This is a genomic window from Microcoleus sp. LAD1_D3 (assembly GCF_036702135.1).
GTDB lineage: Bacteria > Cyanobacteriota > Cyanobacteriia > Cyanobacteriales > Microcoleaceae > Microcoleus.
In genome coordinates this window covers 22,823-35,081 of sequence record NZ_JAUBSB010000040.1, presented here as the reverse complement: position 1 = coordinate 35,081, position 12,259 = coordinate 22,823, and the positions used below count along the sequence as shown (strand labels likewise).

General features: G+C 46.4%; 13 protein-coding genes. 6 read left to right on the top strand and 7 right to left on the bottom strand.

Annotated elements, in window-relative coordinates; genetic code table 11:
• Nucleotides 1-42: 42 nt before the first annotated feature.
• Entirely contained in the window at nt 43-825 is a 783-nt protein-coding gene (locus QUA74_RS20605; protein WP_333332997.1) for an ATP-binding cassette domain-containing protein, read from the bottom strand.
• 167 nt (nt 826-992) lie between these two features.
• On the opposite strand from QUA74_RS20605, the gene QUA74_RS20600 reads away from it, so the two are divergent.
• Nucleotides 993-2,393 (top strand): gluconeogenesis factor YvcK family protein, encoded by a 1,401-nt coding sequence (locus tag QUA74_RS20600; protein WP_333332995.1) that lies wholly within the window; start codon nt 993-995, stop codon nt 2,391-2,393.
• A gap of 113 nt (nt 2,394-2,506) precedes the next feature.
• Nucleotides 2,507-2,950: a tRNA (adenosine(37)-N6)-threonylcarbamoyltransferase complex ATPase subunit type 1 TsaE gene (tsaE, locus tag QUA74_RS20595; protein WP_333332993.1), complete on the top strand. Its 444-nt coding sequence runs from the start codon at nt 2,507-2,509 to the stop codon at nt 2,948-2,950.
• 157 nt (nt 2,951-3,107) lie between these two features.
• Here tsaE and QUA74_RS20590 read toward each other — a convergent pair whose 3' ends face one another.
• From QUA74_RS20590 to QUA74_RS20580, 3 genes are read right to left on the bottom strand one after another with little or no spacing between them, the layout of a single operon-like run.
• Entirely contained in the window at nt 3,108-3,440 is a 333-nt protein-coding gene (locus tag QUA74_RS20590) for a DUF5615 family PIN-like protein (RefSeq protein WP_333332992.1), read from the bottom strand.
• A gap of 3 nt (nt 3,441-3,443) precedes the next feature.
• On the bottom strand, nt 3,444-3,785 hold the full coding sequence (locus QUA74_RS20585) for a DUF433 domain-containing protein (protein ID WP_333332990.1): 342 nt from the start codon (nt 3,783-3,785) through the stop codon (nt 3,444-3,446).
• A 60-nt stretch (nt 3,786-3,845) separates the two neighbouring features.
• Nucleotides 3,846-5,168: a dihydroorotase gene (locus tag QUA74_RS20580; protein ID WP_333332988.1), complete on the bottom strand. Its 1,323-nt coding sequence runs from the start codon at nt 5,166-5,168 to the stop codon at nt 3,846-3,848.
• An 89-nt stretch (nt 5,169-5,257) separates the two neighbouring features.
• Between QUA74_RS20580 and lepB the strand changes: the two genes are divergently transcribed.
• The gene (gene lepB / locus QUA74_RS20575) at nt 5,258-5,866 is read left to right on the top strand and encodes a signal peptidase I (RefSeq protein ID WP_333332985.1); all 609 of its coding nucleotides are present in this window, start codon (nt 5,258-5,260) and stop codon (nt 5,864-5,866) included.
• Between the two features lie 104 nt (nt 5,867-5,970).
• Here the strand turns inward: lepB and QUA74_RS20570 are convergent, their stop codons facing one another.
• The 3 genes from QUA74_RS20570 to QUA74_RS20560 form a co-directional block, all read right to left on the bottom strand.
• Nucleotides 5,971-7,494, bottom strand: coding sequence for a peptide ligase PGM1-related protein (locus tag QUA74_RS20570; RefSeq protein ID WP_333332983.1), 1,524 nt, complete (start codon nt 7,492-7,494; stop codon nt 5,971-5,973).
• 19 nt (nt 7,495-7,513) lie between these two features.
• Complete coding sequence (locus tag QUA74_RS20565; RefSeq protein ID WP_333332982.1) at nt 7,514-7,669, bottom strand: hypothetical protein; 156 nt, start codon at nt 7,667-7,669, stop codon at nt 7,514-7,516.
• Nucleotides 7,670-7,859: 190 nt separating this feature from the next.
• A complete protein-coding gene (locus QUA74_RS20560; protein WP_333332980.1) occupies nt 7,860-9,476 on the bottom strand; it encodes a glycosyltransferase family 39 protein in 1,617 nt (538 codons plus the stop codon).
• A 317-nt stretch (nt 9,477-9,793) separates the two neighbouring features.
• Between QUA74_RS20560 and recA the strand changes: the two genes are divergently transcribed.
• The 3 genes from recA to QUA74_RS20545 all read left to right on the top strand — a co-directional run bounded on the left by recA (nt 9,794) and on the right by QUA74_RS20545 (nt 11,917).
• Nucleotides 9,794-10,930 (top strand): recombinase RecA, encoded by a 1,137-nt coding sequence (gene recA, locus QUA74_RS20555; protein WP_333143579.1) that lies wholly within the window; start codon nt 9,794-9,796, stop codon nt 10,928-10,930.
• A 473-nt stretch (nt 10,931-11,403) separates the two neighbouring features.
• On the top strand, nt 11,404-11,658 hold the full coding sequence (locus QUA74_RS20550) for a type II toxin-antitoxin system Phd/YefM family antitoxin (protein ID WP_242720579.1): 255 nt from the start codon (nt 11,404-11,406) through the stop codon (nt 11,656-11,658).
• Nucleotides 11,651-11,917, top strand: a complete 267-nt coding sequence (locus tag QUA74_RS20545) for a Txe/YoeB family addiction module toxin (RefSeq protein ID WP_333332978.1) — start codon at nt 11,651-11,653, stop codon at nt 11,915-11,917. The genes QUA74_RS20550 and QUA74_RS20545 overlap by 8 nt, the downstream gene beginning before the upstream one ends.
• Nucleotides 11,918-12,259 lie beyond the last annotated feature (342 nt).

The window sequence follows — 12,259 nt, the reverse complement described above, 5'->3', positions numbered from 1 at the left end:
CTACTGACCACGGACAACTGACAACTGACAATTGACAATTGACTATCCAATCACTTGAATTGGCCCAGTAACACTGCCACTAAAAAATTGTCGGATCAGTAAATTATCTGTTGATGCAATATCGCTGACAGTTCCCTCCCATTGCACTTTGCCTCGATAGAGAAATACGATGCGATCGGCAGTGCGGCGGATGGTACTGTCTTGGTGAGTGACGATCGCATAAGTGCTGCAAACACCTTGGGCAGCCTGCAAGTCGCGGATTAAATCTTCAATTACCGTCGAAGCGATCGGATCTAAACCCGCCGTCGGTTCGTCGTACAGCAACACCTCTGGATTATCCCTGTCATTATCAGGATTCGCCATGATAGCGCGGGCAAAACTTACCCGCTTCCTCATTCCCCCAGACAACTGCGCCGGATAGCGTTCGCCAATTCGCGGCAAACCCACCATCTCCAACTTTTCCTCCACCAATTCCCGAATGCGGCGGCGCGGCAGCTTAGAATGCTGGTAAAGTAAAAAACCGACATTCTCCTCCACCGTCAGCGAATCAAACAAAGCCGCTTGCTGAAACACCATCCCAATTCCGATCGGATCTGCCACGTCGTCTACCCATCCGACCCTGCGCTGTCCCTGAACGAAAACCTCACCGGCATCCGGGGCCAACAAACCCGCAATTATCCGCAAAATAGTAGATTTCCCCGTCCCCGAAGGGCCAATAATTGCCAGGGCCTCTCCCCGATAAATCCTCAGATCGACTCGATCGAGGATCGGGCTCTGGCCGAAGGACTTACTTACCCCCTTGAGTTCGATTAGTGGCTCAACCATAAGATGTTATCAATAAGTTGTCAGTCATCAGTCTAGCTAATGACTAATGACTAATGACTAATGACTTTAATTGACTAATGACTTAAATTGACTGCCAGAATCAAAACTCTCTTGTATTGTAAATTTGTCAGCTCGAGCTGTTCCAATACCCTTAAGACTAATTAACCATGTCAATTAGTTCACTTCCTAAAGCCCTCCGCGTCTTGGCTAAAGCCAAGCAGGTTTTTGCCCAATCCAGAAATCCTTACCCCCCTTCTTTGCGGAACGGGCGAGTTCACCAGTGGTTTAAGTGGTTAGCCCCCGGACTGTTAGTGAAACGGTGGCTGCTGATTAGTGCCAGCGGTGTAGTGCTTGCCACTTTGGGTTTAGCGATTTGGACTGGGATGACTCCCATTTTCTTCTTATTGCAATTGTTGAGAAATTTTTTGGCGTGGATTGCGGAAGTTATTCCCAATTACGTGTCGGGGCCGATCATCATTGCTGGCGGGATTTTGTTAATTCTGTGGGGGCAAACTCGCAGTTTGAACTCTATTACTCAAGTGTTGATGCCGGAAGGGAATGAGGAATTGGTCGATCGACTCCTCAACCACCGCCGCTTGCACCGCGGCCCGAAAATTGTGGCAATTGGGGGCGGTACGGGTCTTTCTAACTTGCTCAGGGGATTGAAGGATTACAGCGCCAAAATCACTGCTATTGTCACGGTGGCCGATGATGGGGGGTCTTCCGGGCGGCTGCGGCGGGAAATTGGTGTATTGCCGCCGGGAGACATTCGCAATTGTTTGGCTGCTTTGGCAGATGAGGAAAAGTTATTGACTGAGTTATTTCAATATCGTTTCCGGGCTGGTGACGGTTTGGTGGGTCACAGTTTTGGGAATTTGTTTTTGACGGCGATGAGCGATATTGCTGGAGATTTGGAACAGGCGATCGCCGCGAGTTCTAAAGTTTTAGCAGTGAGGGGAGAGGTGCTGCCGGCTACTCTGAGCGACGTTTCTTTGTGGGCAGAACTGGCGGACGGCCGCAGGATTGAGGGGGAGTCCAGCATTACAAAAGCTAACGGAAAAATCCTCAGAATTGGCTGCACTCCTGCTAATCCTCCGGCGTTACCAAAGGTGGCCCAAGCACTTCGGGAAGCGGATTTTATCATTATTGGGCCGGGGAGTCTTTATACGAGTGTCATTCCGAATTTGTTGGTGCCAGAAATTGCTGATGCGATCGCCAACAGCGAAGTTCCGCGCATTTATGTGTGCAATATTATGACTCAGCCAGGGGAAACTGACGGATACAGTGTTGCAGACCACATTCGGGCGATCGACCGCGCTTGCGGCCGGCCGCTGTTCGATGCTGTAGTAGTTCAAGGAAAAGTCCCTTCTGCAAAGGCTTTGATCCGCTATTCTCAGGAGAATTCTTATCCGGTTGTACTTGATCGGGAAGCAGTAACGCAATTGGGGCGGCGAATTGTCATCGCAAATGTGATGGATGAAGATGAAAATACGGGTTTAATTCGCCACAATTCTCAAAGGTTGGCGGGGATGTTGCTGCGTTGGTACGGCCGCGCCCAGAACATTTAAGCTGGTGACTGCTGACTGTTGACTGTTGACTCATGTTATTGGTTATTGGTTATTACCAGCCGCAAGCGAGTAACAAATAACAAATAACAAATAACAAATGACTAATTATTGAAATGAAAACTTTGCTTCCCGATTCTGAGGCTACGCAAAAGTTTGGTGTTGCGTTAGGTCGATCGCTCCCCGCTGGCACTGTAATCTTATTACAAGGAGATTTAGGTGCGGGCAAGACTACCTTGGTTCAAGGTATAGCTGAAGGTTTAGGAATCTCAGACTCGATCGAAAGTCCTACTTTCACGCTAATTAACGAGTATTTTACAGGGCGAGTTCCGCTGTATCATCTAGATTTGTATCGACTGGAACCCGAAGAAGCGGAGGCTTTGCACTTAGAAAGTTATTGGGACGGCTTAGAAATGGATTTGGGAATTGTGGCGATCGAATGGGCGGAAAGATTGCAGTACAAACCCGAAAATTATTTGCAAATTTCTTTGAGTTATCTAGATAACGGGCGGCAAGTCGAAGTAATTGGTAATGGCGACTTATTGGATTGGCAATGGTAAATTTGAGAAAAGGCGATCGAATTTAGATGTTGCACCATTCTCACTCAGCCTTTTCTGAACAGGCTTTCCGGCCTGTTCCACAAGAAGAAAATTCACTCTTTGTGGAACAGGCCGGAAAGCCTGTTAAGAGAGAATAGTGCAACCTCTCAGCGCGAACTTACTGCGGACCGTTGACACGAATCAATTTGCCTCTCAAACTTTCTTCACCAGCAATAGCATCATTGATGCGTGTTGCCAACCTTTCTAGATTTTTATCGTCTGTACACACGATAATACCAGCATGATGTGGTTGTTGAGTGTGCAAGAGAATGAAATGCCGACGATTTTGCGTCATAACCGCCCGATCGTTATTCACAGCAAAGGCTAATACTTCGGGGTCATCATCTCCGGCATTTCCTACCTCTTGAATAGTCAGGGCATCGTGACCGAAATTTCGCAGCAATGCCACAACAGAAAACGGGAACTGTTCATCTGCATACAGACGTGCCATAAATTATACTTCCTGCATCATTGCTGCTGCTTCTTCTCGGAGTGCTGTTTCAATTTCTTTGGAGTTAGCCTCAGCATAAGTCCAGACATTTACTAAGTTTGCAGCATTCAACTGGGGATAAAATTGTAGAAGTTCAGCATCACTTGAACCTTGACGGCGCAAACTCACGAACAGCCAAACGGGAAGTCTAGTTTTGGCAATGCAAGCATCGCCACCACACACGTCGGGAGTTTTGGTAATTCCTGGCCAACTATTGTTTATACTTTGGGTTAAAAGCCGGATCACTTCAGCTTTCTCAGTCGGAGTTAAGGCCAGGAGTTGTGTTTCTAGTTCTTGGAGAAGCATGGGTAATATCGCCTTTGCGATCGGGAATACCCAATTATAACACTTGAGTTAAATTCAGGCTTACTCAGCGTCAAATGTCAATGCTTCTCCCCTCACATTTGTATCCAATTTACCATTATCAAAAACAACTTTTCCTCCCACAACCGTGACCACAGGCCATCCAGTCAAACTCCAACCTTCAAAGGAACTCCAGCCGCACTTGCTCGCCATCTCTGCGCCGACCACCTGGCGGTATTTCTCCAAATCAACTAAGACTAAATCGGCGTCAAAACCCGGAGCAATCGCCCCTTTGTTCGGAATCTTATAAGCCTTAGCAACTGCAGCCGACATCCAATTAGCAACTTGAGCAACTGTACATCTTCCCTCTACTGCTTGCGTCAGCATCAAAGGCAAAGAAGTTTCGACTCCCGGCATTCCTGACGGCGTATTTGGATATTCTTGAGCTTTTTCTGCTAATGTGTGCGGCGCGTGGTCGGTGGCGATAAAATCAATTACGCCGTCGAGTAAAGCTTGCCAAAGTATTTCGTTATCGCGGGGTTCGCGCAAAGGCGGATTCATCTGAGCTAAACTGCCAATTTTTTGATAGGCGCTGGTATTTAACAACAAATGCTGCGGCGTAACTTCTGCTGTCACCCAACTCGGTTTTTCCTGGCGCAAAAACTCAGCTTCATCCCCCGTTGAAAGGTGCAGAATGTGCAGTCGGCGCTGATATTTATTAGAAAGTTTTACTGCTAGTTGAGTTGCCAATAAAGCTGCTTGATTGTCTTGAATTTGGGAGTGCACTGCAACATCGGAAATCCCGGCAAATTCCTGACGCCTCTGGTTGATTCTAGCTTGGTCTTCTGCGTGCACGGCAATTAGTCGATCGCCTGCAGCAAAAATCGCCTCTAAAGTTGCTTCTCCATCCACCAACAACTGCCCGTGCATCGAACCCATAAACACCTTAATTCCCGGAGTCGGATTCGCATTCAACAAATCCGGCAAATTCTCCGGCGTTGCACCAATAAAAAAGCCGTAATTCACCAAACACTTCTCGGCAGCGCGACTTAGTTTATCATCTAAGGCAGCTTGGGTTGTAGTCAGGGGTCGCGTATTCGGCATTTCGAGAAACGATGTCACGCCGCCTTTAGCGCAAGCACAGCTAGCGGTAAACAAGTCTTCCTTGTGTTCTAAACCCGGTTCCCGGAAGTGTACCTGGGGATCAATTACTCCGGGTAACAGAGTTAAGCCTTTCGCATCTATTTCTCGATCGCCAGATTCGACAATTTCAGCAGCAACCTTGACAATTTTGCGATCGCAGATTTGCACATCTCCTACCAAAAACTCACCATTGGGCAAAAGAATGCGAGCGCGACGGATTAACAAACTTGATTGGGGAGTCATAAGATATCCTTAATTGAGTAAACAGCGTGCTAGCATGGAAGCATTATTAAGTTTATAATTCGTATCCAGCTCAGTCACTACAATACCCTATGACTCGTCTAGACAAGTCAGCCGACGAAAAACCTCCGCAAGACACCGAAAATCCTTGGATCGAAGGAATTAAGACGATCGGCTTAGCAGCATTTTTAGCCTTTGGTATCCGCACCCTGGTTGCCGAAGCACGCTACATTCCCACCGGCTCAATGCTCCCAACCTTACAAATTAACGATCGATTAATTATAGATAAGGTAAGCTATCGATTCCAAGAGCCCCAGCGAGGAGATATTATCGTATTTATGCCTCCAGACCAGGCTAGTTTGTGCACGGGACAGCCGCCACCGATCAAAGATGCCTATATCAAGCGAGTGATCGGGCTTCCAGGGGACACTGTGGAAGTCAGAGAGGGAAAAGTTTTTATTAACAAGCAGCCGCTACAGGAAAAATATATTGAAGAAATTCCGCAGTATCCCTACGGGCCTGAAGTTGTAGCTCCAAATTCTTACTTGGTGCTCGGCGACAACCGCAACGCAAGCTGTGACAGTCATTACTGGGGCTTTGTACCCAAGCAAAATATCATCGGTAGGGCGATCGTCCGTTTTTGGCCACTCAACCGCACAGGTTCGATCGATCCCACGCCCATTTATCCCGCTAAAAATTAGCTACAACCCGCAACCCGCAGATTTTAATCTGCGGTTGTCAGTTTAAAGTACCAATTAGCTATTAGCCATTTTCCACGACCAAATAATTAATGGTTAAATGAGATTTAGTAGGAGGTTTCGCGATCGAGAACTTTCACAACTTTGTTATACATCTCCTCAGCTTGTTGCGGCGAATTGCCGATACTCGTCACTCCCAATTTGCCAAACTCCGACAAACAACCCATTAAATGAAACACACTGCCCGTCTCTGTACCGCTGTCAAAGTGCAGTTGATTGTCAGCAATAATATCCATCAAATCGTTCGGTAATAACCCCCGATAACGCTCTTTTTTCAAATTGTCCGAAGCGACATAATATTTCGGACGACCCTGCTGGCTGTAAAATAATCCGGTACTACGCTCGTACCGACCGTTTGTTAACAGCTTCAAAGCCATAAACGGATGAGTTGTGCCTCCTTTCCGCAAGTTAATTTCTATTGCTTGAATATCCCATTTCCCATCGGATTGCTTTACCGCGAGAAAATCTACTCCAAATCTCTCTAAAGCCCCTTTTTTAGCTAAGTTTTGCCCAACTTTCCATGCCAATTCCTGCAACGCTATTCGATAAGATTCGTCTGCCGGAAATTGGCAACCCAAGAAAATTTGACCGTCTGGGCCTCCTAAAATTTGGTCGTGGGTTGAGAGAATTTCTACTTCGCCACTGGGGACAATTCTGCCTTGAACGCTGGGCGAGAACTTTTCTTCTCCTTCGATAAATGCTTCGGCAATTGCCCCTAATTCGGGAATGCGGCTGCTAAAATTTTCCCAGGTTTCGCCCGTTGCTTGAAAGCGCAAATTATGGAAGTGATCGCCAATTGCCTTCGCTCTTTCTGTAGGCGCTTTACCTGCGAGGGGCTTCAGATCTAAAATGGCATTTCCTTCCCCCGAAAAACCTTCATTTAACTTAATTACGATCCGTTGCAAATGCGGCTGCCGTCCCCACAACTCTGCCGCAGCTTCCGCTAAATCTTCCGCATTCCAAACCAACTCGGAACCGTCAGGATAAGGCACGCCACATTCTTTAAAAATTTGCCTGCTACCGCTTTTTGTTCCCCAGTATAACAGATCGGGATCGCTGGCCCACAAAGGAATCCCCAATTTAACAGATAACTCGCGTTCTAAGGGCGTTGAGTTATAACAAACCATATAAGATTTTGTCGGCCGCACTGCTTGACGAATGCGCTCCATCAAGCGGGGACGATCTAAAATTTTCTGGGTGAGGGATTTGGCAGAAGCGTCGTAAGCACTGAATAGCAAAAGCCGATCGCGCGCGTGAGAAAACGGAATTCCCGGCAGCAATTGCAGGTAATAATCCACAATCATCGGGTGTAAGGGCTCGGAGGTAATGTAAATTAAGCGCGTGCGCGGATTTCGCAGGCGAATCAATGAAAATAAATGCCGCTCTTCGTAGTGGTAAGCACCCTCAACTTTCTGCATTTCTTGCTGATCTAAGCTGAGAGAAGGAATGATAATAATGTCACAATCTCCGCTGTCGAATTCTTCTATCGCTCGCCAACGTTCGCGTAATTCTGTCTGAAGATTGCGAAACTTCTGTGCGGATTCGGAAGATGATTTATTTAACTCTTGCATTGCGTTTTATCCTAAGTATTCAAATAATTATTGCTGATGATGTCGGGTGTGTCAGCCCCAATACTTGAGACAACTGACACAGTTTTTTTGTCTGACGCACTTTACCGGGAATATTGACAAAAATGCCCAAATAGTGATTTAAGGTGCGTCCTGCCAAATATTTGAGGCAATTCAAACAGTTTTTTCTGCCCCCACCCAAAAACCGATACCATGCCACCTACTCCTGTCGTGAATCTCCAAAAATTTTAGACCAAAGTTTAACCTCCCAGATTCATCTGTGGAATAAATCTAAAATCTAAAATCTAAAATCTAAAATTGACTGACGCACCCTACCGGGGACGCTCGTCCATTTCTGTCCATCTGCTCTAAGAAGCTCGCCGCACTCTAAAAAGTCTGGCATATTCCAATATCGGCTCTAAGCGGCGTTGATTTTGCTTGAGTGCCGATCGCAATTTTTCCGAAGGGCGGAACACCAGGGGAGCCGAATATTTGTTCAGCATCTCGATTTCTGGCGACTGACTCATCAGCATCAGCCGCACGTCTTTGTCGAGCAAATAACTCAGAGACAGCAAATCTCCCATGTTCGTAAAATCGTTGCCGCGATCGCTAATTACAATTGTATCTTTAATCGACCGATTAGCTATCGCCTCTTTGTTAATAATTTTCGCAACTTCAGCATTAAAATAGCTCAAGTCTTTGCTCCACCAAGTATCAGAAAAAGCGCTAACTGTACAGGAGGCTACACTTGCTGTAAATACCAAGGCTAAAATGACTTGCCAAAACCGCTGCTGAGTTTTCACGTTACTGGCGAGCAAGTAAGCAACTGCTAGCTGCACTCCCGGAAAGCAAGAAATCAGATAGCGGCTGACCGCCGAACGTTTGCCGCCTAGGATTAGATCCGGTAACGCCAGGATCAAAAAAGGTACAAAAATTGATGTTAAAATAAACAGCCAAGTTGAACTGCTAGTCCGGCGGCAGATTTGGTAAAGGGCTGCCGCAATTAACAGCCCAAATGGCAATCTCAGCAGATAAGTCCAGATATTATCAAACCCGAAGTCGAAGTCAAAAAATAAGGCTGTAAAGCTGAGCGTCCACAATTTGAGAAGATACAGCCAACCCGGAGATACTCGCGTCCAATCTGTCGTAGCTGATGCTCGTCCCAGGTTGGTCGCCAGCACGTAAATCCAAGGAAGATACAATATTAAAGCTGCTGTTACTGCTAAAAAAAATTGGGAATTAGTTACATGACCTGGCAATTTGGTTTTTTTGACAAACAACCAGTAAGCAATTATAAAAACTCCGTGTCCGATGAGTGTTAAACTGAAGAAAGGATGAGTGTAGAAACCAAGGGCGATCGCCAGCGAGTAAAATACCCAATCTTGCCAACCCCGCAACCGCACTGCTCTCAGCAGCAGCCAACTGCTGCCAATAACTGTGGCTGTCAGCAAACTGTACTGCCTTGCTGTCTGAGCAAACAAGATGTCAAAGGGAGATAAAGCCAAAAGTGCTGTTGCTAATAACGCGGCCAAATTCGAGGCGAAAAGTTCCTGAGCTAACACGTACATCAAAGGCAACGACAGCAAACTCAATAGTGCTGGCAAACTGCGGGATGCTGTTAGAGAACTGCCAAATTGCTGCATCCACCAACGAGCCATGAGAAAGTATAAAGGCGGATGCTGCGGGTCTTCTAGTGCTAAAGAACGAATTGTTTCGGCTTCTGTACTTCCCGGTTTAATCCGCTGATATTTTTGCAATTCTGGTGCCGGAACAATCCGGTTTTGGAATAGTTCGTCGTCGATTTCTTGGCGGGTGAAACCAGCGGCGCGGATTGATGTGTAAGCTTCGTCGTGCCAGTACAGTTTGCGATCGATCTCAAAAAACCGAAATCCGATACCTAATAAAATGCCGATCGCCAATAAGTTCATCAGCCAGCGGGAATTTTTGGTATTAACAGATGTGTCTTGATGTGTTGTAGATCCCATGCTTGTCCTAATTGTGGCGATTCCCTCCGGGATAGCTACGCTTCACGGAATTTGGAACTGTAGATCATCGTAAACCTCACTCCAAGAGCGATCGATACTAACTACATCCCCTAACAGACAATAATTCTACCCTCTGCCGGATGCCGAATACTTCTACATCAGAGCCTGCTGAAAGCTGGCTGAGGCTGAACCCTCCCCAAAATCCAGAATCTTCAACCAGATCCTCCCAGAACCTCCAGACCCCAAAAATAACTGCTAACATACGTGTTGTACAGTTAATCAACAAGCTCCGCAAGGGGTCTACCCGCGTACCGCAAATGGCAAAAAAAGAAGCGTCTATAAAAACTTCCACTGAAAACTCAGAAAAGCAAAAAGCTCTAACTTCCGTACTCTCCCAAATCGAGCGCAGCTTTGGCAAAGGGGCGATCGTCCGATTGGGAGACTCCACTCGCATGAGGGTAGAAACCATTCCCACCGGAGCCCTGACACTGGACATTGCTTTGGGCGGCGGTTTGCCAAAAGGCCGAGTTATTGAAATTTACGGCCCGGAAAGTTCCGGTAAAACCACTCTAGCCCTCCACGCGATCGCCGAAGTCCAAAAATCCGGCGGTATCGCAGCCTTCGTCGATGCCGAACACGCCCTCGATCCCACCTACGCCTCCGCTTTAGGCGTCGATATTGAAAATCTCTTAGTTTCCCAGCCGGATACCGGCGAAATGGCCCTAGAAATTGTCGATCAACTCGTGCGTTCCGTCGCCGTCGATATCGTAGTAATTGACTCCGTAGCCGCCCTCGTCCCCCGCGCCGAAATCGAAGGCGACATGGGCGACTCTCACATGGGTTTGCAAGCCCGATTGATGAGTCAAGCTTTGCGGAAAATCACCGGCAATATCGGCAAATCTGGCTGTACCGTCATCTTCCTCAACCAATTGCGGCAGAAAATCGGCATAACTTACGGCAACCCCGAAACAACAACCGGCGGCAACGCACTCAAATTCTACGCCAGTGTGCGGCTTGACATTCGCCGCATTCAAAGCTTGAAAAAAGGTACAGAAGAATACGGCAACCGCACGAAAGTTAAAGTTGCTAAAAATAAAGTTGCTCCGCCTTTCCGTATTGCCGAATTTGACATTGTATTTGGCAAAGGCATTTCTACTTTAGGCTGTCTGACTGACTTGGCCGACGAAATGGGAGTAATTATCAAAAAAGGTTCTTGGTATAGCTACAACGGAGAGAACATAGCTCAAGGACGAGACAAAGTGATCCAGCACATGGAGAAAAACATCGATTTCAAAAATGAAATTGAGGAGCTAGTTAAAAAGAAACTTGAGACTGGTGCTCTAGTTTCTGCTAATTCTGTCGCTCCTATTGAGGTAGATGATGTAGATGATGTAGATGATGTAGATGATGTAGATGATGTAGATGATGTAGAAGTTTTGGACGAAGAAATCTAATTTTTTTAGTCCTCAATTATTACTCGTTTACGGGTTGTTTACTCGTTTTACTTGTTACCAAGCTGGAGCGAAAGTAACGCTCAACAGCGACAAGCGAGCCTCGCTCGAATTTAATTTTCGCTCGGCTTCGGCTCGCTTGTCGCTTACACGGGTTAAGAGGCACAGCCAGTAAACCAGTAAACCAGTAACACAGCGAAAGGAACCAGTAAAACCAGTAAATTATGCTTCGGCGCGATCAAATTTACTGGTTTACTCGTTTTACTCGTTACCAGGCTGGAGCGAAAGTAACCCTCAACAGCGACAAGCGAGCCTCGAATTTAATTTTCGCTCCGCTTCGGCTCTTCCTCTAGGTATCGGTTCCCAGGCTTCAGCCATAGAACCAGTAAATTGACCGGACATGATATGAGTTCGGGATGGCCGAATATATTGCGGATTGCTATACTTGTACAGTAAGTAGTACAAGTGTCAAGTACATGAATATTGTTTCTTTTAGCGAAGCGAGAAATAACCTCAAGGCTGTTTTAGACAGAGTAGTGGAAGATACGGACTATACCATCATCACTAGACGGGATGCGGAGGATGCCGTGGTGATGTCGCTAGAGTTCTTTAATAGTTTGCTGGAAACAGTTCATTTACTCAAATCTCCCGCCAATGCTGCCCATTTGGAGCGTTCTATTGCTCAGTTTAAGCAGGGGAAAGTGGTGGAGCGAAACTTGTTGGATGACTAGAAAGTTAGCATGGACGGATGAGGCTTGGGGCGATTATTTATATTGGCAAGGGCAAGACAAGAAAACGTTAAAACGAATTAACAAGCTAATTGAGGCAACAATCCGATTGCCGCTTGAGGGGATCGGAAAGCCAGAACCACTGAGGGAGAATCTGGCTGGTTTTTGGTCGCGGCGAATTGATGATACGAATCGATTAGTTTATGCTGTGGATGACGAGTATTTAACGATTATCTCTTGTCGATACCACTATTCTGATTGACATCCTCCTTGGCAGGCTGTAGCTATGGTGCGACGTTTTTGTTTAACAGGAAAGTCGGCGATTCTTTGATAAGTTTAATTTTAATTTAATGACGATAGCGAGTTTCTATTTAACGGGCGAGCGTAACTTTTGTCACGCTATGTAAGTTTTGCAGGATAAACAGGGATGAGAGGGTACTCCTTTGCATGGCAATTGTTATGCAGTGATCCATTGTTTAGTAGTGAAGCCACAAAATAACGCGGACTTTTTATTTAAATTGCATATTCGAGGCGGGCGGGACGCCCAACCCCTACTCCCCACAAGAGTTTTATTGTTTTTTGACATACAATTTAAATCCAGAAC